The following is a 23,674-nucleotide window of genomic DNA, read 5'->3' as shown; positions in this document are numbered from 1 at the left end:
ATGCTGCCGATCCTGATGTACCACGGACTGCATCGCGACCCTGCCTCGCGCGGGCGCTTCGATGCGGTCTACAGCGTGCATCCGGAGCAGTTCGCGCGGCAGCTCGATTGGCTGCTGCAGCACCGCCATCGCACCTTGCGCCTGGACGAAGCGAGCACCGCCGCGCCATCGCGCGACGAGCGCCGCGTGGTGATCAGTTTCGACGACGGCGACGTGTCCAACGTCGAGGTCGCACTACCGCTGCTGCAACAGCGCGGGATGATCGCGGAGTTCTTCATCACCAGCGACTTCATCGGCCAGCCCGGCATGGTGTCCGCCGACGACGTGCGCCGTCTTTCCGCCGCCGGCATGGGCATCGGCTCGCACGGACGCTCCCATGCGTTCCTGCAGGATCTGGACACGAGCGCGATGACGGCCGAACTCGACGACAGCCGTTGTCGCCTGCAGGCGATCTGCGGCCGACCGATCGAATCGCTCGCGCTTCCGGGCGGACGCGGTGGCGAACGCGAGTTCGCGGCCGCGCAGCGACTCGGCTACCGCCATCTGCTCGGATCGGTGCCGGGACCGAACCGGCGCCTGCGCGGCGACGGATGGCTGCAACGACTTCCGGTCACCCGCGATCTGTCCCTCGACGACTTCGCCGCGCTGGTGCAATGGCGCGGACTGCCACCGCGCTGGATGCAGGCGCGCCACGCGGCACTGGCCTTCCCCAAGCGCGTGCTCGGTAACGAGGGTTACCAGCGCCTGCGCGAGCGGCTGCTATGAGCACGCAGATCGTCTTCTGGCTGTGCATCGCCTTGGTGATCTACGCCTATGCCGGCTATCCGATGCTGGCTGCGTTGCTGGCGCGGCGCTACGGGCAAGTGCCGTTCGAAGGGTCGGCGGACGGCGACGTCACCGTCGTCATCGCCGCCTACGACGAGGAAGCACGGATCGCCGCACGCGTGCGCGACATTCTCGAACAGGACCATCCTGCGGGCCGCCTGCGCGTTCTGGTGGTCAGCGACGGCAGCCGCGACGATACCGCGCGTGCGGCCGCGATCGACGATCCGCGCGTGCAGGTGCTTGCGTTGCCGGAGAACGTCGGCAAGGCGATGGCGATCAACGCCGCGCTGCGCCACGTCGATACGGAGATCGTCGTCTTCACCGACGTGCGCCAAAGTTTCGCGCCCGGCGCGCTGCGCGCACTGGTCGCTCCGTTCGCCGATCCGTCGGTCGGCGCGGTCAGCGGTGAACTGGTGATCGCCACCGCCACGCACGGCACCGGCGAAGGCGTGGGCCTGTACTGGCGCATGGAGAAGCGGCTGCGTTCGGACGAAGCGAAGCTGGGCTGGCTGCACGGCGTGAGCGGTTCGATCCACGCGATGCGGCGCAGCCTGTTCCGACCGATGCCGCCGGGCACGGTGCTCGACGACATGTGGATGCCGCTACAGGTGCTGTGGTCCGGGTATCAAGTGTGGATGGCCCGCGACGCGATCGCGTTCGACCGGGCCAGCAGCAGCGTGGACGAGGAATTCCAGCGCAAGCTGCGCACGCTCGCGGGCAACTGGCAGCTGGTCGCACGCCTGCCGTGGCTGCTGAATCCGCTGCGCAATCCGGTGTTCTTCGCGTGGTTCTCGCACAAGTTCCTGCGCCTGCTGGTGCCGTGGGCGCTGCTGGCCGCGCTGGCCGCGTCGGCGTTCGCGCCGGGGCCGATCTACCGCGTGGCGTTCATCGCACAGCTGCTCGGCTATGGCGGCGCGCTGGCCGGACTGGTGTTGCCGAAGCTCGCCGCACGTTTGCCGCTGCTACCGGCGGCGAGCAGCTTCGTGATGCTCAACTTCGCCGCGCTGCTGTCGCTGCCCGCCTCGCTCGCGATGGATCCCTCGCGCCTGTGGAAGAAGCACTGATGGCACGCATCCTCGTCCTGACCAGCCGCCTGCCCTTCCCGCCACGCGAAGGCCACCAGCTGCGCGCCTGGCACCTGCTGCGTGCGATGGCGTCGCGCCACGATGTCACGCTGCTGAGCTTCCAGCGCAACGACGACCTGCCCGCCGAGGCCGCGCCGCTGTACGAGGCGATGCATCGCGTGGAAACGTTCCGCATTCCTTCCGAACGTTCACCCTTCGCACTCGCCGGTGCACTGCTGCGCGGCACGTTCACCCGCACGCCATTCCTGGTGGCGAAGTACGACAGCCGTGCCCTGCGCGCGCGTCTGTCGCAACTGGCGTCCGACGCGGATCTGGTCCATGTCGACATGCTTCCGCTGATGGCGCATGCCGACTGCGTTCCCGCCGGCGTGCCGGTGGTGCTCAACGCGCACAACGTCGAACACCACCTGCTCGACACGCGCTCGAAGATCGATCCACGACCGTGGGCGCGCGCGTTTCTTGCCGGTCAGGTTCCGCGCCTGCGCCACTTCGAACAGCGCGCCTGCCGTCGCGCGGACGCGGTTCTGGCGTGTTCGGAAGTCGACGCGCTCGCGTTGCGCGAACTCGCGCCTGGCCGCCCCGTGCATGTCGTCGCCAATGGCGTCGACCTCGAATCGAACCGGCCTGCCGCGCACGGCGTGGCGTCGGGCGGGCTGGTGTTCGTCGGGCAGATGGGCTGGTTCCCGAACCGCGACGGCGTGGAGTGGTTCCTGCGTGAGGTCTTCCCGCGGATCCTCGCGCAGCGGCCCGATGCGCGTTTCGTGCTGGTCGGCAAGGCGGACGGATTCAGCGTACCGGAAGCGGTCGCGGCCAATGTCACGCTCACCGGCTTCGTCGACGACCTGCGACCGCACGTGCACGCGGCGTCGGTCTATGTCGTGCCGTTGCGCGCGGGCAGCGGCACGCGATTGAAGGTGCTGGAAGCGATGGCGCTGGGCAAGGCCATCGTCACCACGCAGGTCGGCAGCGAAGGCATCTCGTTGCGGCATGGCGACAGTGCGGTGTTCGCGGACGACGCCGAGTCCTTCGCGCAGGCCACGCTGGCCCTGCTCGCCTCGCCCGATCGCGCCGCGCGCATGGGCGAGGCCGCACGCCGGCTGGCCGAACGCGAATACGGCTGGGACGCCATCGGCGCGCGCCTCCTGCGCGCCTACGAACCGCTGCTGACGAGTTCGGGCGAGATCGCACCGCTAGTACGCGAACGCCTCGCCCCCGTCGACGCGTAGTCGATCAGTCGCGCGATCGCCAGCGATAGCTGAGCGTGCCGAGCATTTCGTACAACGCCAGGTGCGTCTTCTGCATGGCCGACAGCTGCGGCAGGAAATAGCCGACGCTGCCCGGTGCGACGTAGGCCGAGTCGCTGGTCCAGGCGCACGGCTGGAAGCCCGCGGATTCGAACGCGATCAGCGCACGCGGCAGGTGCGTGGCCGAGCTGACCACGCGCACGCGCGGCGGCAGCGTCCCGCGCAACGCACGCGCGCTTTCCCACGTGTTCGTCGAAGCGGTTTCGGTGCGTATCCGGTCCGCGGGCACGCCCCATTCTCGCGCCAGCGACGCCAGCACGGTTGCCTCGCGCGTTTCGAACGGGCCACCGCCGGCGAGCACCAGCAGCGCCTGCGGGCTGCGTCGCCACGACTCCACGCCGCTGCGCACGCGGCGCCAGCTCGACGGCGTCAGGGCGATGTAGTCGTCGCTCGCGCGCGGCTCATCCTCAAGGCCACCGGACAGCACCACGATGGGCGCGTCGTCCTGCGCGGCGCAGCGTTGCGCCGGTGCGACGCCCGACTCGACCCAGCGGATCAGTGCGTTCGCGCCCAGCGGCGTGCACAGCAGCAGGATGACCACGCCCGCCACCACCAGCAGCGCCCGCCATGCGGTGCGTGCACGCGACCACGTCCACCACGCGACGGCCAGCCACAACAGGCCCCAGGTCATCGGCGATAGCAGGAGGTGGTGCATGGCGCCGCAGTCTTGCATGAACGGGGCGGTCCGCGCACATGCCGAGGCCGTCGCGCGCGCCGCAACGCGTTCTTCACGGTATCGGGCACCAGCGCCCGCCCCGCCCCCGCCTGGGAAACGCCATGACCTCCGTTCCGCGCCTTGGGGCCGCCGCCCTCGTCCTGCTGTCGTGGTGCGCGATCGCGCCCGCGGCTTTCATCGTGTCCGCCCTCGTCGCGTCCGGCGATGCCTCCGCTGCCACGTATTACATCCGCACCGACGGCGGCGACGACGAACAATGCAACGGCCGCGCCGACGTGGCGTATCCCGGCAGCGGCAAGAACGTCGATTGCGCCTGGTCCCACCCCAACTACGCGCTGCCGACCAGCGACCGCCCGCGCATCGACGGCGGCGACACGCTGATCATCGGGCCCGGCGAATACATGATCGGCTGGGGCTCGCCGGGTCTGTCGCGGGCCAGCATGCGCTGCGATCGCAGCTCGCCCTACGACTGCTATCCCGCCTCGCCACCGAGCGGAAAGCCCGGCGCACGCACGCGCATCCTCGGCGCCGGCCACGACACCGGCTGCAAGGCGCCGCCGAAGCTTTGGGGCACCGAACGCGTCGAGCTTGTGTTCAACCTGCAGGACGCCGACAACGTCGAAGTCGGTTGCCTTGAGATCACCGACAAGAGCGACTGCGTGGAATTCCACGCCAACGATGCGGTGCGCTGCGAGCGCGACCAGCCGCCGTTCGGGCAATGGGGCTCGATCGGCATCGGCGCCAAGCACTCGCGCAACGTGTGGTTGCACGATATCAACGTCCACGGGTTGTCAGGCCGCGGCATCATGGCCGGCGGCCTCACCGACTGGACGATCGAACGCGTGCGCATCGTCGCCAACGGATGGGCCGGATGGGACGGCGACGTCGGCGAAGGCGAAAGCTCGAACGAGGGCGACATCGTGTTCCGCAACGTCGAGATCGCATGGAACGGCTGCGCGGAGCGCTGGCAGACCGGCGAGCCCTATGCGTGCTGGGCGCAGGAAGAAGGCGGCTACGGCGACGGTCTGGGCACCGGCAAGACCAACGGCCACTGGCTCGTCGAGGATTCGCGCATCCACCACAACACCTCCGACGGACTGGACCTGCTCTACACCGACGAATCGAAGTCCGCGACCGTCGTCGTGCGCCGCGTCTACGCCGCCGCCAACGCCGGCAACCAGATCAAGACCGCCGGCAACGCGCTGATCGAGAACTCGGTGATCATCGGCCAGTGCGCGTACTTCCACGGCAAGTACGACATGAGCGACGGCGACATGTGCCGCGCCTACGGAAACGCGCTATCGGTCGGCATCGGCCCGAAGCAGACCGCGACCGTGCGCCACAACACCATCACCGGCGAAGGCGACTGCCTGATCCTCACCGCCGGCGGCAACGCGACTTCGCGCGTGGACATCCACAACAACGCGCTGATTGGACAGACCGACGTCACCGCCAGCGACGGCGACCGCCGTGCGTGTGGCCATTACGCCGACGAGAGCGAAGCGGTGGTGAGCTTCGCCGGCAACGCGTTCTGGAACGTCAAGGACGACCAGTGCCCGCCCGGCAACGTGTGCGGACGCGACCCGATGCTCACCGGCATGAAGCTCGACGATTTCGACGCGATGCCGCGCGCGGGCAGCCCGCTGATCGACCAGGCGCGCCAGCCGACCAGCGTCACCTCCGACTTCAACCGCCACGCCCGCCCGATGGGCGCGGCGGCCGACATCGGCGCGATCGAGTACCAGGGCGCGCACGCCACCGCACCGGCTGCGGGAAAGACCGACGGCGCCACGACGCAAAGCGCGCCGGGGGCATCGTCAAGCGACGCCGGGTCCAACGCCGCCGACGCAGGATCGGCCGGCCTCTCCGCGCCACGCGAATCCTCGGCGACGGCGATCGGCATGGTCGCTGCCGCGTCCCTGCTCACCGCCGGCATCGCCGCGATGGTGCGCAAGCGGCAGCGTCGCGTCGAAGCGGGCTGAGCACGCAACGGACCCTTGCCCGAACGCCCGCGACACGGTAAACCGCTCCGGGCCGCGCATCCGCTGCGGCCATCCGACCGGAGCATGCATGCGACTGAGTTCCCTGATCCACGCGTCCGCGCTGGCGTTCGCCCTTGCCTTCGCAGTCCCCGCGCACGCCGCGCCCGACGATGCCGGGATCCGCGCGACCATCGAGTCGTTCCGCACGGCCATCATCGACAAGGACCGGGAACGCTTCCTCGGCCTGTTCGTGCAGCAGGACGTGCCGTGGCAGAGCGTGCTGGAAGATCGCAGCCTGGCGCAGCTTCAAACGACGCGACCGCAGGCGGTCAAGGCGCGTTTCAAGCAGGAGAACAATCCGGTCGCCTTCATCGACGGCATCGTCGCCAGCAAGAATGCCAGCGAAGAGACGTTCTCCAACGTCCGCATCGATTCCGACGGCGACGTGGCGACGGTGAATTTCGACTACACCTTCCTGTCGAACGGCACGGCGACCAACTGGGGCAAGGAATGCTGGCTGATGGTGCGCACCGAAGCGGGCTGGAAGATCACCTCGCTGGCGTACTCGGTGATCCTGCCGCCGGCGAAGAACGCGGACTGACGCGAACGCCAGTAGCCAGGGTAAGGCCGCAGGCCGCACCCGGGGTGCGTGCCTACCGCCCCCCTCCCGGGTGCGCTTTGCTTACCCGGGCTACGGCCGCTGCCTTGACGAAACCGCCTCCCGTCGCCGCAAAAGCGCCTGCGTTGGTGAAAAAAGCGTCGTACGAGGCGACGTGCGCGCCGCTCCACCCGCTTCAAACGCCGGCGGTGACGAAAAATGCGTCATGGGTCGGCGCGAAAAGCGTCGGCGATGGCGAAAAAAGCGCCATCGCTGCCGCAATTCGCGGCAAGCGACCCGCATCGGATGCCGACGGCGGCGCTTTTTTCGCTGCGTGACAATGCGGATTGCGTCGCGCGTGGCGCTTTATTCGTCACGCACGACGCTTTGGGCGGGTACGACGCGGCATCCTGCGTCGACGGAAGCGCAAAAAGCCCCGAAGGAAGGGCTTTTCGCGGGGGTTGATCGCGTCCCGTCGGAGCGTCTGTCTGCTTGAGCGACTCGTCAGGCGCGAAAAGCGACGCACCTGGCATCCACCCTGGTCAGCCCGTGACGCCTGCGCCGACGCGCTGCTCGACCGCCTTCAGCTTCGGCCGGATCAGCGCACGCAGGCGTCCGTCGAGCACGAGCAGCGTCAGCAGGTACGGTCCGCCGATCAGCATCCCTCCGACGATCAGGCGCTGCCAGCCCGGCCTCAGGCCCAGTCGCAAGGCGAGCCATGCGCCGGTCGCGCCGACGATCAGCGCCGCGGTCGTGGTGAGCAGCGTGCGCCGGTCGGGCAGTTGCCGCAGCGAGCGCTCCACCAGCACGTAGGCGGCGGTGCTGGACGCCGCCGAGCTGACCAGCGTCGCGTACGCCGCGCCCATCACGCCGAACGCGGGGATCCACCACCAGTTGAGCAGCGCGTTGATCGCGACCGCACCGCACATCAACGCGAGCACGGTCTTGGTGCGCCGTTCCAGCACCAGGCCGAAACCGCACACCAGCATCACCGGCAGGATCGCGTTCATGGCGCCCATCAGCTGGAACACCGGCCCCGACGCCTCCTTGCCGTGGCCGCTGAGCGCGATGATCAGGTCGGTGCCAAGGCACCACAGCAGCAGGGCCACACCGATCGCCGCGTAGGTCATCGGCATCAGCATGCGCGCCTTGAGCGCGCGCACCGCGGCGGCGCCGTCGGTGGTGTAGAGCCGGTTCGCCATCGGCGTGAACGACTCGAACACGGTGAGGTTCATGAACATGTGCACCTGCATCGCCAGCGCCGCACCGACGCTGTAGATGCCGACCACGGCGAAGTCGCCCGACAGGCCCTTGAGCATCAGCCGATCGATCGACACCAGCGCCACGGCCAGGATTTCCGTCGCCACCAGCGGCATGCCGTAGGAGAACGACTGGCGCATCTCGCTCGTGTCGATGGTGCGCCGTGAGAAATGCAGGTTGCGCTGCGCCCACGCGATGTAGAACACCGCGCCGATCACCACCGCCAGCAGTTTGCCGCCATAGGCGGCAGCGGCGGTGTGCTGCAGCGCGAGCACCGCGCCCAGCATCAGCGCCAGTTGCAGCCAGCGCCACGCTACGCGCGTGAACATCACCATGCGTGACTGCTCGGTCACGCGCAGCACGGTTTCTACCAGGCTGGAATAGACCAGCAGCGGCGTCATCGCCAGCGCCATCCAGAACACCGGCGAATGGCCGTTGCCGGTCAGCTGTCCGTGCACGACCACCGCCGCACCGACCAGCGCCCAAAGCACCAGCGAGCCGATCATCGGCAGGTAGAACAGGTTGGTCGCGAACGCCTTCAGGCGTTCGCCGTCGGCGCCGTGCGGATAGAAGCGCTGGATCGAATGCTGCGCACCGAGCTTGGCGATCGCCACCGCCATCAGCACCCACGTTTCGTAGTAGCCGAGGATGCCGTACTGGGTGTTGTCGAGCAGCCGCGTCAGCAGCGGGAACGACACCACGCCCGCCAGCATCACCAGCGCATTGGCGGTGGAATAGCGCAGGTAGTGCCTGCCGAGTCCGGGGGATCCGCTCATGGGCTCAATCGGCCTTCACGGCACCGAACTCGGCGCGCATCCAGGCGACGATCCGCGCCATCAGCACGCGACGGTGCTTGCGCAGGTAGAAGGTGTGGTCGTACTCGCGCCAGAACTCCAGGCTCACCTGCGGCGACTGTGCGTCGCGGCCGAGGGACGCGGCCAGCTGCGCGCGATGGTTGAAGTAGTGGTACGCGCCACCGGTGAACACGAACAGCAGGCGCCCGCCTCGGCCGACGATGTCGGACAGCATGCGCCGCGCCTGCGCGCGTTCGGGCCAATCGCGGAAGTCCGCGAGCGACGGCCCCGCGTTGCGGCGCGAGGCGATGTAGCGCAGCACCTTGGCCGCGTTGAAGATGCGCGGCAGCGCGTGCCGCAGCCAGAAGCCAGGCGTCGGATACGCCACGCCATCCAGCAGAATCGCGCCCGCCACGCGCGGATGCGCCGCGGCAATGTGGAACGCGTCGTCGGCGCCGGAGCACAGCCCGCACAGCACGAAGCGGGTGACGCCGGTCTGTTCGGCGAGCAGGCGCATCGCGGCGTCGATCTCGCGCTGGCGACGGTCACCGCCGGCGCGGATCGGCATGTCGCTGTCGCCCAGCCCGCCCTGGTCGAAACGCAGCACCGGGAAGCCTTGCTCGGCCAGTGTGCGCGCCAGTTCGACGTGCACGCGGAACGGACCGGTGTGGCGGGTCAGGCCCGCGTTGAGCAACAGCACGCCCGTCTTCGACGCGGACGGGCCGGCGTGCGTGACCACGCCGACCAGTCCGTCGCCGAAGCGGTGTGCCTGTCCGGCGAAGCGGTCGGCCAGTCCGGCCACGACGGCTTCGCCGACGACTTCGGGATTCTCGATCTGCAGATTCACCACGGCACCTGTGCGGTCATGCGCTGCGCCAGTTGTGCGACGGCGCGACGCGGGAACACCTGTCCACCGAATCGCGACGGCACGTTCCATTCGGGACGTTCGCCTTCATCGAGCAGCACGGCCTCGACAGACACGCCATTGGCGCGCTGCGCCTGGGCGAAGCGGTCGAGCTCTTCGTCCATTTCCCACACCGCCATGCGCACGCGGCTGCCGCTGGGCAACACAAGGCGCGTCGCATCGATCACGGCGAGCTCGGCGAGCAGCGATGGCTCCACCGCGAATCCGAGCAGATCGTCCGCATCGGCTTCATGCTTCGCGTTGACGTAGCGACCGCTTTCGTGGAGTTGCTGGCGATGCTGTTCACGCCAGCCATCGACCAGCCGGCGTCCGTCGAGTTGCGGATCCCACAACACCACATCGACCGCGTTACGCTGCTGCGCCAGGTACGCGAGCAGCGGGATCGCCGCGCTGCGCAGGCCCAGCCATTGCAGCTGCGGTGAACCGCCACGCTGGCGCAATGCCGCGGCAGCGGTGTCGAGATCGGCAAGCATGCCCGGAACACTAAGCTCGCGGTCCTCACCGGCCGAATCACCGGTTCCGTACCAGTCGAAGGTCAGCGTCGGAATGCCGAAGTGCCCCACCGCTTCGCCGAGGGCCCACATCGCGCGATGGCTGCGGATGCCGTCCTGCAGCAGCGGCGCACACAGCAGCAGGCCACTCGCCGGCTCGACCGCGTCGTCCGCGGGTCCGTGCAACAACCCGAACAGCGTGCGGCCGTGTTCGCCGAAGAAGAACGGCGCGCTCATTCCACCGTCCCCGGCGTGCGCAGCAGGCGCTTCATCTGCCGCGCCATCCGCGCACCGACACCGCTCGGCTTCTCCTCGCGGCTGAACTGCACGGGCAGGTCCGCGGCGATCTGCGCGAGGTTCTGTGCCGCCAGGCGCATCAGCTGGATGCGAACGCCGGTGTCCTTCGCGACACGACTGGACATCTGCACGGCGAGCATGGAGTTTCCGCCGAGGTCGAAGAAGTTGTCGTCCGGGGTAACGTCCACGCCCAGCAACTCCTTCCACAGCGCACGCAGGTAGGTCGCACGCGGATCATCGCCCTGCACCGCCTGCGCGTCCTCGATGTCGGCCTGCGGCGCGTTCCATGCCGCTTCCTGCGCTTCCTCGCGCCCTTGCGCGCGCAGGATCGCCGCGCTCAGCTTGGTCACCAGCGCGGGGGATTCGATCATCACGCGGTGATCGCCCGGGATCGACACCACTTCGACGCCGCCGACCATGTGCTCCCAGCCCAGCGACGGCTTGTCGCGCAGTTCCGGCGGCTGTTCGGCAGCGCGGAACAGCACCATCGAATGCGGGTAAGGACGCACCACGTACTTCACGTACGCGCGCATGTGCGTGGCTTCGAGCTCCGCGTAGCGCACGTTGTGCGGCAACGCCTCACCGGCCTCACGCGCCTGATCGGCCTGCTGGCGCATCTGACGCGCCTGCAAGCGTCCATTGACCACACCGCCGATGGTGGCGATGCGCTCGCCCAGCGACTGTCCCTGCATGCGCCGGCGCAGCCGCTGCACGCGCGCGGACAGTCCACGCCGTGCTTCGTCGCGATAACGGATGCCGAACTCCGCCGAGGTATCGACCAGGCCGAGCAGACCGACCGTCTCGCCCGCGTCGGCCAGTTGCTGCGCCATCTCGTAGGCGATGATGCCGCCCATCGAACCGCCCGCGAGGTGGTACGGACCGTGCGGCTGCACGGCACGGATCTCGCGCACGTAGCGTTCGGCCATCTTCTCGACGCTGTCGATCGGCGCGGTGCGTCCATCGAGCCCCAGCGCCTGCAGGCCGTACACCGGGATGCCCGCGGGCATCGCGTCGGCGAGCGGCCGGTAGTTGAGCACGTTGCCGCCGACCGCATGCACCAGGAACAGCGGAAGCTGCTCGCCCTGCGGGCGGATCGCCACCAGCGGCGCCCACGGATCCGGGCGCGCTTCGTCGTCGTGCGACTCGGAATCGGCACCAGCGCGGTGGTACTCGTACGCGAGCGCGCGCACGGTGCGCGCGGTCAGCAGCGTCGCCAGGGGCAGGTTGATGCCGGTCTCGCGGTTGAAGCGGTGGAACATCTGCACCGCCTGCAACGAATGTCCCCCGAGCGAGAAGAAGTCATCGTCCGGGCCGATCGCCGGATTGCGCAGCAGGTCGCGCCAGATCTCGAGCAGCTTCGTGCCGAGCGGATCGAGCTCGTCGCCCAGCGCATCATCGGCGCGCAGCGCGACCGCTTCCGGCGTGGATGCGACCGGCACCTCGTCGATGCTGCGACCGAACTGCAGCGGCTGGCCATCATCGAACTGCGTGATCTGTTCCAGCGTGAGCGACGGATCGCGGCCCAGCGCCTTGAGCACGGCGACGTAACGGTCGCGAAGCAGCGCCGCGGTCTCGTCGAGGAAGATGTCGGCGTTGTAGATGAAACCGCCGGACAGGCCCGTGTCCTGCTCGACAAACCACAGGCCCAGGTCCTGCGTGGACGCGGTCTGGAACACCGGATAGCGCTCGTGCGTGAGCGGACCCCAGTCGCACACGCGCTGGCGGATGTCCTGGAACGAGAACAGCGCGTGGTAGAGCACCGCGCCGCCTTCGCGACTGCGCACGCTCAACTCGCGCACCAGATCCTCCAGGCGGATGTCCGGATGCGCGAAGCTGTCGAGCACCACATCCTTCACCTTCTTCACGGCTTCTGCGAAGGTCATCGACGGATCGATATCCATGCGCAGCGGCAACAGGCTGGTGAAGTACCCCATCAGGTTCTCCACCTCGGCCGTGTTGCGGCCACGCACCGGCGTGCCGAGGATCAGTTCGCGCAGGCCGGACGTGCGACTGATCAGCGCGAAGTACGCGGTCAGCAGCACCATGTACAGCGTCGCGTCGACCTGCTTGGCGGTGTCGTGCAGCGCACTGGTCACGTCCTGCGCGACCACGATGCGATGCGTCACACCGCGCCCGGACATGCCCGGACGACGCGGCATGTCGGTCGGCAGCGCTTCCACGCCCTGCCCCGCGCCACCGAGGCGCTCGCGCCAGAACGCAAGCTGCTTCGCGTACTCCGGCCCCTGCAGCCATTCGTGGTGCCAGGCCGAGAAATCCGCATACGACACCGTCAGCTCGGGCAGCTTCGCTTCGCGGCCTTCCAGCTGCGCGGCGTACAGCTCGGCCATGTCGGTGTACATCAGGTCGAACGACCAGCCGTCCCAGATCAGGTGGTGGGTCATGAAGAACCATACGTGCTCTTCCGGCCCAAGCCGGAACAGCCGCGACTTGATCAGCGGCGCGCGGTCGAGCTCGAACGGCGTCTGGATCAGCGCGTCCATGCGGCGCGAGACTTCCGCTTCGCGTTCGTCCCTGGGCAGGTGACTGACGTCGACGACGTCGGTGATGTCGACATCGACCACGTCGTGCACGATCTGCATCGGCTCGCCATCGACCAGGCCGATGGTCGTGCGCAACACGCTCTGGCGCTGGACCATCGCGTCGATCGCACTCTGGAACGCGTCCAGCTGCAACGGTCCACGCAGGCGATGCGCACTGGGCGTGTTGTAGGTGATCTGGCCGGGATTGAACTGTTCCAGCAGGTACAGGCGCTCCTGCATCACCGACATCGGCCCGCGCGTGCGGTCGGCGAGCGGCTTGATCGGCTCGCGCTTGGGCACGGCCTCGCCATCGATGCCCTGCACCATGCGCGCGAGCTTCGCGACGGTCGGGCCGTCGAACAGCGCACGCAGCGACAGCGCGATGCCCAGCTCCTTGTTGATGCGCGAGGTCAGCTGCGCGGCTAGCAGCGAGTGGCCGCCGAGCGAGAAGAAATCATCGTCCACGCCCACTTCCGCCACGCCGAGCACCTGCGCCATCGCGTCGGCGATGGTGCGCTCCAGCGCGTTGCGCGGCGCGACGCGTTCGCCCGCCAGCTTGACCGCCATGTCCGGCACCGGCAGCGACTTGCGGTCGATCTTGCCGTTGGGAAGCAGCGGGATCTCGTCGAGGAACATGATGTGCTGCGGGATCATGTAGTCCGGCAGCGACCCCTTCAGGTACGACGCCAGCGCCGCATCGTCGAGCGATGCACCGCGCTCGGCCACCACGTACGCCACGAGGCGCACGTCGCCCGGACGATCCTCGCGCGCGACCACGACGGTGCGCGCGACCTGCGCATGCGCCGCGAGCAGCGCTTCGATCTCGCCCAGTTCGATGCGGTAGCCGCGCACCTTCACCTGGAAATCCAGGCGCCCCTGGTGTTCTAGCACGCCATCGGCGCGCCAGCGGCCACGGTCGCCGGTGCGATACAGCAGTGCACCATTCGCGCTCGAGAACGGATCGTCGACGAAACGCTCGGAGGTCAGTTCGGGACGATTGAGGTAGCCCTGGGTGACGCCGTCGCCACCGATCCAGATTTCGCCCGGCACGCCGAGCGGGCACAGCTCGCCGCGCGGATCGAGGATCCACACCTGCGTGTTCGCGATCGGACGGCCGATGTTGATGTCGAGGTTCTTCCCCGCCTCCGCCGCGACCACGCGCGAGCAGGTCGACCACACGGTCGTCTCGGTCGGGCCATACACGTTCCACAGCGAACTGCAGCGCTGCAGCAGCTGCGCGGCGAGATCCTGCGGCAGCGCTTCGCCGCCGCACAGGATCTTGAACGTCGCATCGCCCTTCCAGTCCGCGTCGAGCAGCAACCGCCACGAGGCCGGCGTCGCCTGCATCACGGTCGCACCGCTGCTGGCGATCAGCGCCTTCAGCGCGACACCGTCGGCGGCGGTGATCCGGTCGGCCAGCACGATCCGCGCGCCCACGCTCAGAGGCAGCAGCAGTTCGAGTACCGCGATGTCGAACGACAGCGTGGTCACCGCGACCAGTCGATCGTCCGCGCCAAGCCCCGGTTCGCGCGCCATGCTGACAAGGAAGTTGCTGACCGCGCGGTGCGGCACCTGCACGCCCTTCGGACGGCCGGTGGAGCCGGAGGTGTAGATGACATAGGCGACCGATTCGGCCTGCGCCGCGCCGTCGTCGCGACCGATGCGCGTGGCCGGCTGCGCGGCGAGTTCGTCGTCCAGTTCGTCGAGCGACAGCACCGGACGGCCGCGCAGGTCGAAGTGACCGGCATGCTTGCTGGTCGTCAGCAAAGCGGCCAGGCCCGCGTCGCCAGCCATGTAGGCCAGGCGCTCGGCGGGGAAATTGGGATCGAGTGGAACGTAGCCCGCGCCGGCCTTGAGCACGCCCAGCAGGCCTGCGAGCATGTCCACGCCGCGATCGAGCACCAGCCCGACCAGCGTGCCGCGATGCACGCCGCGTGCGCGCAGCAAATGCGCGATGCGGTTGGCGCGCGCCTCCAGCGCGTCGTAGCGCACGGACTCGCCATTGAACTCGACCGCGATGCGATCCGGCGTACGGTCGCACTGGCGCTCGAACGACTCGTGCATGCGGCATTCGCGATCGAACGGCGTCGCTTCGGGCTGCAGCGCGACCAGTTCCGCACGCGCGTCCTCCGACACCACCGACAGACGACCGAACGCGAGGTCCGGGCGCGCGACGGCCGCGCGCAGCAGGGTTTCGTACGCGGCCATCCAGCGGCGGATCGTCGCGTTGTCGAACAGGTCGGTGTTGTACTGGCACTCCAGGCGCATGCCGCCCTGCACCTGTACCGCGTTGACGAACAGTTCGAAGTTCTCGTAGCTGCGCGGATTGGTGATCAGGCGCATGCCCAGGCCGTGGAAGCCGGTGCTCTCCTGGTCCATCGCCTGGTCGATGTTGAACATCACGCTGCACAGCGGCAGGCGCGCGGGATCGCGCTGCAGCGGCAGCTTCTTGAGCAGCGTGCCGAAGGTGTAGCGCTGGTGCTCGATCGAATCGAGCAGCGTGGACTGCGCCTGCGTGAGTGCGAGTTCGAACGGCTGCGACGGATCCAGTTCGAAGCGCAGCGGCAGCAGGTTCACGCAATGGCCGACCAGATGGTCGTGGCCGTCCACCGACTGGCCCGCGGCGGGAATCCCGATGACCACGTCGTTCTGCGAAGTCAGGCGCGACAGCAGGCCGGCGAAACCGGCGAGCAGCGTCGCGAACAGGCTCGCGCCTTGCCGCGCGCCGAGGCGGCGGATCGCGGCGACGAGGTCGTTGTCGAGCAGATGATCCTCGCGCACCGACGGGAACGTACGACGCGACGGTCGCGCGCGATCGGTGGGCAGGTCGAGGATCGGGCCGCTGTCGGCGAAGCGCTGCAGCCAGTAGGCCTCGTCGGCGCGGAAGGCCGCGCCGTGCGGGTGCTCGGCTTCGGCCAGCGCGTAATCGGCGAACGATTCCGCCGCCGGCAGCGGCGCGGCCTGCTGACCCAGCGCCTGCGTGTACAGCGTGCCGAGCTCACGCACGATCACCCACCACGACCAGCCGTCGCAGACGATGTGATGCGCGGTGAGCACAAGCAGGTGTTCGTTGGCGGACAGGCGCAGAAGCTCGCTGCGCAGCAGCGAGCCGTGGTCGAGATCGAACGGTGCTTCCACCACCTCGCGCGCGTGCGCGGCGATGCGTTGCGCGCGCGTGTCGGCGTCGAGCGCGGACAGGTCGATCAGCGGCAGCTCGATATCGCGCGCATCGCCGACGCACAGCGTCTTGCCGTCCGGGCCGAAGTTCGCGCGCAGGATGTCGTGACGTCCGACCAGCGCGTTCAGCGCGGAACGCAGCGCGGCCACGTCGAGCGGGCCGCGGAAGTCCAGCGAGATCGACTCGTTGTACGCCAGCGAGGCATCGCGCCCGAGCCGGTCGGCCAGCCATACCTCGCGCTGCGGTTCGGTGGTCGGCGCGACGCGCGACAACGGACCGTCGGCGAAGGGATCGTAGTCGACCGTCGTACTGGCGCCGCCGGCCTTGTCCAGCACCATTGCATTCATGCGCTCACCTTCATGTACTTGCCGGGCTGCTCCGGATTGGGAACGAACCAGGCTGGCGTGCCGTCCGGTTCACGCCCGAGGCGCGCGCCCGGCACGACCGGCTTGCTCGCATCCATCACCGTGCGCGGCGTCGCGGCGTGGCGCGGCAGCAGCTCCATGTCCTGCAGTTCCGCGACCGATTCCTTGAACGCCGTGGCGATGCGTGCGAGGTCCTCATCGCTGTGCGCGGTGGTGATGAAGCACGGGAAATTGTCGAGGATGTGGATTCCGCGCAGGCGCATCAGTGCGAACAGCAGGTCCTGCAGCGGATGGTTCTCGTGCCAGTGGGTCTTCCACGCCGAGGCGAACTGCTTGACCGAAACCGGTGCGCCGACGTCCGCGCAATAGGCGTTGATGTCGTTAGCCAATGCTTCGGCGTTGGCGTTAAGACGCTTCTGCAGCTCGCCGCCATCGCGCTTGAAGTGTTCAAGCACTGCCTTCGCCGCGACCAGCGCGAGCGGATGGCGCACGAAGGTGCCGGCGAAGTACGTCACGCCCACCGTCGGGACCGAATCGTCGCCGTACTGCCAATGGCCTCCGTCGAGCGCGTCCATGTACTCGCGCTTGCCGGCGATCACGCCGATCGGGAAGCCGCCGCCGACGACCTTGCCGTAAGTCGCGAGGTCGGCCTTGATGCCGAAGATGGCCTGCACGCCGCCCGGATTGGAGCGGAAGCCCGTGACCACCTCGTCGAAGATCAGCAGCGCGCCGTTGTCGCGCGTCACCTCGCGCAGTTCCTTCAGGAATTCCACCGGGCGGAAGTCCAGACGCCGACTCTGCACCGGCTCGACCAGCACCGCGGCGATCTCCTTCGCGCGCGAACGGATGATCTCCATCGATTCGGGCGTGCCGTAGTCGAGCACCAGCACGTTCTCGGCGGTGTTGCGCAGGATGCCCGGCGCGGCCGGCACCGCACGCAGCGACTTGGTGCCGCGCACGATCACTTCATCGACGATGCCGTGGTAGGAACCGGTGAACAGCACCACCGTGCTTCGCGCGGTCACGGTGCGCGCGACACGCAATGCGCCAAGCACTGCTTCGGAACCGGTGTTGCACAACGCGGCGCGCTCGTGCCCGGTCAGCTCGCACACCAGGTCGGCGACTTCGCCGGCGACGGGATGCTGCGGTCCGATCTCGTAGCCCTTGTCGAGCTGCTCGCGCACGGCGTCGAGGACGAAGTCGGGCTGCCAGCCGAACAGGCTCATGCCGAAGCCGTTGAGCGCATCGACATACTCGTTGCCGTCCAGGTCGATCACGCGCGAGCCCTTCGAACGCTCCACCACGATCTGGTAGACGATCTCCTTGGTCAGCGGACGGAAGCCGTTGACCACACGCGGATCGGCGAGGCGGTCGCGATGCTGCTGGGTGTACTCCTTCGACTTGCGCGTGCGCGCGATGTAGCGGTCGAAGAAAGCGTCCAGCCGCGTCTTCTGCTGCGGCGTGAGTTCGAGGTCGGCGTTGTTGTCGATGCGCGCGATCGCACCGAAGGCCTTCTTGACGTCGTACTTCTGCTGGACCGCGCCGGTGTCTTCCTCGCCTTCGGCGGGCTTCGCGGGCGCGACTGCGACCGGCTGCGGTGCAGCGACGGGCGCCGGCGCGGGTGCCGGAGCAGCCACCGCCACAGGCGCCGGCGCGACGACCGGCGCGGGCGCGGCCACTGCGCCACCGGACAGCAACGCGAGCTGCTGCGCCATCAGCTGCATCTGCTGGGCGATCACCTGGCGGGTGAAATCGTTGCCGCCGTCGAGCGCGGGCATCGCGATGGGCGCGGCCACAGCGACCGGCGGCGCGACGGCGACCGGAGCGACGACGGCCGCCACGGGCGCCGGCGCGGCTTCGGCCGGCATCGCCTCGTCGAGCATCGCCGCGAGGCGGTCCAGGCTGGAGCAGTCGCCCATCAGCTGGCGGAATCCGACCGGCACCTCGAAGGTCTTCTGCAACTGCACCGCGACCTGGGTGAGCATCAGGCTGTCCAGCCCGAGTTCGATGAAGTTGGTGTCGACGTCGGCATCGGCCATGTCGAAGCCGGCGACGTTCTCGAACAGGCCACGCAGTTGCCCGACGAGACGCTCACGACGGCCGGGAGCGGCGGTAGCGGCGGTCGGGACGGCGACGGCGGTCGAGGGCGTGGACTGCGGCATGACGGTCTCCAATACGGTCGTTGTTCTGGCGGTGGCCGCGACGGCCGGATGCGGGATCACGTTCGACGCGGCCGCCGCGATGGCCTCAACCCAATAACGTTGTCGCTCGAACGGATAGGTCGGCAGGCGCAGGCGATGGCGGATCGCGCGGCGGTCGAAGGCCGCCGGATCGATCGCCACGCCGGTGCTCCACAGGCGACCGGCGGCGGCAAGCACGTCGCGGCGCTCGCTGGCCGGGTTGTCGGCCAACGTGGCGACCACGGCCATGCGCTGCTTCTGCACGTCAGGCTGCTGGCGCGCGAGCGCGTTGAGGGTCGCGCGCGGGCCGACTTCCAGCAGCACGCGCGTGGGCACGTCGAGCAGGCACTGCAGCGCGGGCGCGAAGCGCACCGGCTCGCGCAGGTGTCGGGCCCAGTAATCGGGCGAGGTGGCGGAGGCGTCGTCGAGCCAATCGCCGGTGACGGTGGAGACGATGCGGCGCGTCGGCGCGTTCAGGCGCACCGCGGCGACCGCCTCGCGGAAGGGCGCGACGACCGGCTCCATCATCGCGGAGTGGAACGCATGCGAGGTCCGCAACGCGCGGCAGGCGATGCCCTCGCCTTCCAGCTGCGCCTGGAACGCCGCCACGTCGTCCGCCGGACCGGCCACCACGCAAGCCAGCGGCGAGTTCTCCGCAGCCAGTGAGAGGCCCTGCGGCAGGCGCTCGAGCACCTTCTGCGCGGGCAGCCGGACCGAGAGCATCGCGCCCGGCGGCTGCGCCTGCATCAGCGCACCGCGACGCGCGACCAGCCGCAGTGCATCGCCCAGTTCGAACACGCCGGCCAGCGTGGCGGCAACGAACTCGCCCACGCTGTGGCCGATCATCACGGCCGGATCGATGCCACGGCTCATCCACAGCCGCGACAGCGCGTACTCGATCACGAACGTCGCCGGCTGCATCACCGAGGTCGGCAACAGCGCCTGCGCGTCGTCGCCAAACATGACCTCGCGCAGGTCGAAGCCGAGCTCGGTTCCGAGCACTGTCGCGCATTCGTCCACGGCGTCGCGGAACACGGCTTCGCTCGCGTACAGCCCGCGACCCATGCCGGCATAGGTTGCGCCCTGTCCCGGGAACATGAACACGACTTCGCCCGCGCGCGTGGGACGGCTTCGCGCGGCCTCGGCCTGCGTGTCGGGTGCGCGCAGCGTTTCGATCGCATTGGCCACGTCGTCCGCCGCTACCGCGATGCGGTGCGAGAAGGCCTTGCGTCCGACCGCGAGCGTCCACGCCACGTCGGCGAGGTTCTCGTGCGGGTTCGTTTCGAGATGATCGACCAGCCGGTTCACCGCGTTGCCCAGCGCGGCCGGCGTGCGCGCCGACAGCACGAGAAGCTGCGCGCCGTCGCCCGCATCTGACGCAGGCAGCAACGGCGCTTCCTCGAGCACCGCATGCGCATTGGTGCCGCCCAGGCCGAACGAACTCACGCCCGCGCGACGCGGTGCGCCATCGCTGTCCCACGCGCTCATGCGTGCGTTGACGACGAACGGCGACGCAGCGAAGTCGATCGACGGATTCGGCGATTCGAAATGGATGCTGGCCGGGATGCGCTTCTCGTGGAGCGCCAGCGCGGTCTTGATCACGCCCGCGGCGCCGGCTGCGGTGACGAGGTGGCCGACGTTGCTCTTGAGCGAGCCGATGCGGCAGAAGCCGGTGTCCTGCGTGCCGCGACGGAATGCGCGCGTCAGGCCTTCGATCTCGATGGGATCGCCGAGCGGCGTCGCCGTGCCGTGCGCTTCGACGTAGCCGATGCTGCGCGGATCGACGCCGGCCTTGTCGTGCGCCAGCGCGATCACCGCCGCCTGCCCTTCACTGCTCGGTGCGGTGAAGCTGGCGCGGTTGGCGCCGTCGTTGTTGAGCGCGGCGCCGCGGATCACCGCGTACACCGTGTTGCCATCGGCGATCGCATCGGACAGCCGCTTGAGCAGCACGACCGCCGCGCCGTCGCCGAACACCGTGCCCTTGGCCTGCGCATCGAACGTACGCGTATGCCCGTCGGGCGACAGCATCGAACCTTCCTGGTACAGATACCCGCTGCGCGGCGGGCACGTCACCGCGATGCCGCCGGCCAGCGCCATGTCGCACAGCCCGGACTGCAGGCTCTCAGCTGCCTGCGCGATCGCCACCAGCGAGGTCGAGCACGCGTTGTGCACGCTGACCGCGGGACCGGTGAGGTTGAGCTTGTGCGCCACGCGCGTGGCGATGTAATCCTTCTCGTTGCCGAGCATCACCTGCAGTGCGCCGACGCGGTTCACCAGTTCCGGATGCACGGACGCATGGCGCTGGAAGTACGTCGCGTTGTTCATGCCGGCGAAGATGCCGGTGATGTTCGTGCCATCCGCAGTGGCCGTCGCGTCGGGCACGTGGCCGCCGCGTTCCAGGCATTCCCAGCACAGTTCCAGGAAGATGCGCTGCTGCGGGTCCATCAGCTCCGCCTCGCGCGGACCGATGCCGAAGAACGCGGCGTCGAACAGTTCCACGCCCTCGATCACACCACGCGCGGCGACGTACGAAGGGTCATTGCGATCGGACGCGCCGATCGACGGATCCAGCTCGTCGATGCGGAACTTGGTGATCGAGTCGCGGCCTTCGCAGAGGTTGTTCCAGAAGCCCTCGACGTCGTCGGCACCCGGGAAACGGCCGGCCATCGCGATAATCGCGATGGGTTCGCGCACGATGTCGGACACGTTGCGACGCGCGGTCCGCGATGCATTCGCGGCCGTGTCGCCGTCCAGCACAGCGGCCAGACGCGCAGGCGTCGGGTGCTGGAAGATGGTCGGCGCTGCGACGCGGGGACGATCGGGCGATCCGGACTGCCAGCCTTCGTTGCGGATGTGTTCGGCCAGGCGCACCGCGAGCAGCGAGCTGCCGCCCAGTTCGAAGAAGTTGTCGTCGCGACCCACGCCTTCGACGTCGAGCAGCGAGCCGAACGCATCGCACAGGCGTGCTTCGAGCGGCGTCGCCGGCGCGGCGTAGTCGCAGGTGAGTTCGGGTCGGCTGCGGTCCGGCGCCGGCAGTGCTCGGCGATCGACCTTGCCATTGGCGGTCAGCGGCAGCTCATCCAGCAGGCAGACGTAACGCGTGGGCACCATGAAGGCAGGAAGCGCTGCGGCAAGGTGCGCGCGCAGCTGTGTCGCGCCCGCTTCGACCACCGTCGGCACGTAGTACGCGACCAGCCGCTTCTCGCCGGGGAAATCGGCTCGCGCGACGACCGTGCACGACGCCACTGCGGGATGACGCGCGAGCACGGCCTCGATTTCTGTCAGCTCGATGCGGTAACCGCGGATCTTCACCTGCGCATCGGTGCGACCGACGAATTCCAGTTGCCCATCCTGGCGATAGCGCACGTAGTCTCCGGTGCGATAGAGGATGTCCGGTTCCGTGACGAAGGGATTGGCGACGAAGCGCTCGGCGTTGAGCTCGGGACGCTGCAGGTAGCCACGGGCGACGCCGACGCCGCCCACGCAGAGTTCGCCGATGACGCCGGCCGGCACCGGCTGCAGGCGACGATTGAGCACATAGGCGCTCGCGTCCTGCAGGGTGCGTCCGATCGGGATGCAGGTGGTGTCGGCGGCGAGATCGCGCGGGATCTCATAGGACGTGCACATGATCGTGCACTCTGTCGGACCGTAGCCGTTGTGGATGCGCAGCTCCGGCGCGATCGCCTGCATGCGGCGCACGTGATCGACCGACAGCGATTCGCCGCCGATGATGATGTCGCGCAGCCCGGCGAAGATGTGCGCATCCTCGTCGACGATGGCGTTGAACAACGCCACCGCCATGATGCCGGCGTTCGCGGCGTGGCGCTCCACCGTCGCGCGCAGGCGCGCGGCGGTCGGCACGGTTTCGTCATGCACGACGATCGTGCCGCCGTTGAACAGCGTGCCCCAGATCTCCAGCCCGGAGATGTCGAAACCCAGCGGCGCCGAGTGCAGCATGCGCGTCTGCGCATCAAGCGTGACGTAATCGATGCCGTGCAGCCGGCGCACGAGCGAGCGTTGGCGGACTTCCACGCCCTTCGGCACGCCGGTCGATCCGGACGTGAACAGCACGTAGGCAAGGCTGTCGCCGTCGATTCCTTCGGCAGGAGTTCCCGGCGCGTCGTCGCCATCGACCGCAACGCGCGGATACTGCGCCGGCACCGCCACGTCGCGGGCGCCGTCGATGATCACCGCACGGATCGACGCGTCTTGCGCCATGAACGCCAGGCGGTCCGCGGGCAGCGTCGGATCGAGCGGCAGGTACGCCGCGCCGGCCTTGATCACGCCGAGCATCGCGACCAGTGCCGCCAGCGAGCGCGGAATCGCCACGCCCACGATGTCGCCAACGCCGACGCCCGCCGCGCGCAGGCGCGTGGCGAGTGATGCGGCGCGATGGTCGAGTTCGGTGTAGGTCACCGAGTCTTCGTTGTGCACGATGGCGAGGGAATCGGGCCAGCGGTCGCGCGCCTGCGCGAAGCAGTCGTGCACGGTGTCGAACGTCGTGCGCGCAGGTGGTGCTACTCCCCACTCACGCAGCTGGCGTTCGCGGTCGGCCGGATCGAGCACGTCGATATCGGCGCCGATGGCGCCGGGTGACTGCGCGATGGCAGTCAGCGCGCGCCGCGCGCATTCGCCGAGCACCGCCACGCTCGCGGCGGTCAGTGGTTCACGGTATTCCACGTCGATGCGGGCATCGTCGTCGAGGACAAGATGCCAGGACGAGGCGACTTCGGCGGGAATCCCGTCGGTGTCGAGTGCGGCCCACACCGCCGGCTGCAGCGCACCGCTGGCGGACGACAGCTGCGCTGCGAGCGCGAGCGTATGTTCGTTGCCGAGCGCGATGCGCTGCTGGGCGATGTTTCCACCGGCCACGTGGGTGACGAGCACATCGACTGCACCGCACAGGCGCGATTCGACGATGGCGAGCGCAACCGCCATGAGGCCGGATGCATCGACGCCAGTCGCGCGCAACGCAGCGGCGGTGTTCGCATCGAGTGCGAACGACTGCGTGCCATCATCATCGCCCGCGTGCTGCGGCAGCACGTCCAGCAGTGCCGAGTCGATCGCTGGCGCCGGAGCGGCCGCGTGCTTGTCCTGTTTCGCTTCCAACCGCGTGCTCATCCACTTGCTCCTTCGGTCGGCCGTCGACGCATCACGCCGTCGGCCGCGGCCAC

The 23,674-nt window shown here is 68.8% G+C and carries 12 protein-coding genes; 6 read left to right on the top strand and 6 right to left on the bottom strand.

Going from position 1 to position 23,674, the window contains the following annotated elements:
* From FOF45_RS13030 to FOF45_RS13020, 3 genes are read left to right on the top strand one after another with little or no spacing between them, the layout of a single operon-like run.
* A complete protein-coding gene (locus FOF45_RS13030; protein WP_158985527.1) occupies positions 1 to 765 on the top strand; it encodes a polysaccharide deacetylase family protein in 765 nt (254 codons plus the stop codon).
* The gene (locus FOF45_RS13025; protein WP_158985525.1) at positions 762 to 1,889 is read left to right on the top strand and encodes a glycosyltransferase family 2 protein; all 1,128 of its coding nucleotides are present in this window, start codon (positions 762 to 764) and stop codon (positions 1,887 to 1,889) included. Before FOF45_RS13030 ends, FOF45_RS13025 begins: the two co-directional genes overlap by 4 nt.
* Positions 1,889 to 3,136, top strand: coding sequence for a glycosyltransferase family 4 protein (locus FOF45_RS13020; RefSeq protein ID WP_158985523.1), 1,248 nt, complete (start codon positions 1,889 to 1,891; stop codon positions 3,134 to 3,136). Before FOF45_RS13025 ends, FOF45_RS13020 begins: the two co-directional genes overlap by 1 nt.
* Before the next feature lie 4 nt (positions 3,137 to 3,140).
* Here the strand turns inward: FOF45_RS13020 and FOF45_RS13015 are convergent, their stop codons facing one another.
* The gene (locus FOF45_RS13015; protein ID WP_158985521.1) at positions 3,141 to 3,869 is read right to left on the bottom strand and encodes a YdcF family protein; all 729 of its coding nucleotides are present in this window, start codon (positions 3,867 to 3,869) and stop codon (positions 3,141 to 3,143) included.
* A gap of 122 nt (positions 3,870 to 3,991) precedes the next feature.
* Here FOF45_RS13015 and FOF45_RS13010 point away from each other — a divergent pair, with 122 nt between their 5' ends.
* The 3 genes from FOF45_RS13010 to FOF45_RS13000 all read left to right on the top strand — a co-directional run bounded on the left by FOF45_RS13010 (position 3,992) and on the right by FOF45_RS13000 (position 6,808).
* Entirely contained in the window at positions 3,992 to 5,872 is a 1,881-nt protein-coding gene (locus FOF45_RS13010) for a right-handed parallel beta-helix repeat-containing protein (protein WP_158985519.1), read from the top strand.
* Between the two features lie 88 nt (positions 5,873 to 5,960).
* Positions 5,961 to 6,473 (top strand): Cif family virulence factor, encoded by a 513-nt coding sequence (locus tag FOF45_RS13005; protein WP_158985517.1) that lies wholly within the window; start codon positions 5,961 to 5,963, stop codon positions 6,471 to 6,473.
* Between the two features lie 146 nt (positions 6,474 to 6,619).
* Positions 6,620 to 6,808: a hypothetical protein gene (locus FOF45_RS13000; protein WP_158985515.1), complete on the top strand. Its 189-nt coding sequence runs from the start codon at positions 6,620 to 6,622 to the stop codon at positions 6,806 to 6,808.
* Between the two features lie 204 nt (positions 6,809 to 7,012).
* Here the strand turns inward: FOF45_RS13000 and FOF45_RS12995 are convergent, their stop codons facing one another.
* From FOF45_RS12995 to FOF45_RS12975, 5 genes are read right to left on the bottom strand one after another with little or no spacing between them, the layout of a single operon-like run.
* Entirely contained in the window at positions 7,013 to 8,506 is a 1,494-nt protein-coding gene (locus FOF45_RS12995) for an oligosaccharide flippase family protein (RefSeq protein ID WP_158985513.1), read from the bottom strand.
* 4 nt (positions 8,507 to 8,510) lie between these two features.
* The gene (locus FOF45_RS12990) at positions 8,511 to 9,371 is read right to left on the bottom strand and encodes an alpha/beta fold hydrolase (RefSeq protein ID WP_158985511.1); all 861 of its coding nucleotides are present in this window, start codon (positions 9,369 to 9,371) and stop codon (positions 8,511 to 8,513) included.
* Positions 9,368 to 10,177, bottom strand: a complete 810-nt coding sequence (locus FOF45_RS12985) for an alpha/beta hydrolase family protein (RefSeq protein ID WP_158985509.1) — start codon at positions 10,175 to 10,177, stop codon at positions 9,368 to 9,370. Before FOF45_RS12985 ends, FOF45_RS12990 begins: the two co-directional genes overlap by 4 nt.
* On the bottom strand, positions 10,174 to 16,302 hold the full coding sequence (locus FOF45_RS12980) for a non-ribosomal peptide synthetase (protein ID WP_158985507.1): 6,129 nt from the start codon (positions 16,300 to 16,302) through the stop codon (positions 10,174 to 10,176). The genes FOF45_RS12985 and FOF45_RS12980 overlap by 4 nt, the downstream gene beginning before the upstream one ends.
* Positions 16,299 to 23,621, bottom strand: a complete 7,323-nt coding sequence (locus FOF45_RS12975) for a polyketide synthase (protein ID WP_158985505.1) — start codon at positions 23,619 to 23,621, stop codon at positions 16,299 to 16,301. The genes FOF45_RS12980 and FOF45_RS12975 overlap by 4 nt, the downstream gene beginning before the upstream one ends.
* Positions 23,622 to 23,674 lie beyond the last annotated feature (53 nt).

The organism is Lysobacter panacisoli (assembly GCF_009765165.1).
GTDB lineage: Bacteria > Pseudomonadota > Gammaproteobacteria > Xanthomonadales > Xanthomonadaceae > Lysobacter_J > Lysobacter_J panacisoli.
Note: the sequence above shows the minus strand (reverse complement) of the source record. Positions and strands in the feature narration are given on the sequence as shown.

What these genes read in the sequence shown, in the direction of transcription:
- FOF45_RS13030 (WP_158985527.1), top strand. Translation starts at nt 1, where the DNA reads ATGCTGCCGATCCTGATGTACCACGGACTGCATCGCGACCCTGCCTCG.
- FOF45_RS12980 (WP_158985507.1), bottom strand. Translation starts at nt 16,302, where the DNA reads ATGAATGCAATGGTGCTGGACAAGGCCGGCGGCGCCAGTACGACGGTC.
- FOF45_RS13025 (WP_158985525.1), top strand. Translation starts at nt 762, where the DNA reads ATGAGCACGCAGATCGTCTTCTGGCTGTGCATCGCCTTGGTGATCTAC.
- FOF45_RS12985 (WP_158985509.1), bottom strand. Translation starts at nt 10,177, where the DNA reads ATGAGCGCGCCGTTCTTCTTCGGCGAACACGGCCGCACGCTGTTCGGG.
- FOF45_RS13020 (WP_158985523.1), top strand. Translation starts at nt 1,889, where the DNA reads ATGGCACGCATCCTCGTCCTGACCAGCCGCCTGCCCTTCCCGCCACGC.
- FOF45_RS13010 (WP_158985519.1), top strand. Translation starts at nt 3,992, where the DNA reads ATGACCTCCGTTCCGCGCCTTGGGGCCGCCGCCCTCGTCCTGCTGTCG.
- FOF45_RS13015 (WP_158985521.1), bottom strand. Translation starts at nt 3,869, where the DNA reads ATGCACCACCTCCTGCTATCGCCGATGACCTGGGGCCTGTTGTGGCTG.
- FOF45_RS12975 (WP_158985505.1), bottom strand. Translation starts at nt 23,621, where the DNA reads ATGAGCACGCGGTTGGAAGCGAAACAGGACAAGCACGCGGCCGCTCCG.
- FOF45_RS12995 (WP_158985513.1), bottom strand. Translation starts at nt 8,506, where the DNA reads ATGAGCGGATCCCCCGGACTCGGCAGGCACTACCTGCGCTATTCCACC.
- FOF45_RS13005 (WP_158985517.1), top strand. Translation starts at nt 5,961, where the DNA reads ATGCGACTGAGTTCCCTGATCCACGCGTCCGCGCTGGCGTTCGCCCTT.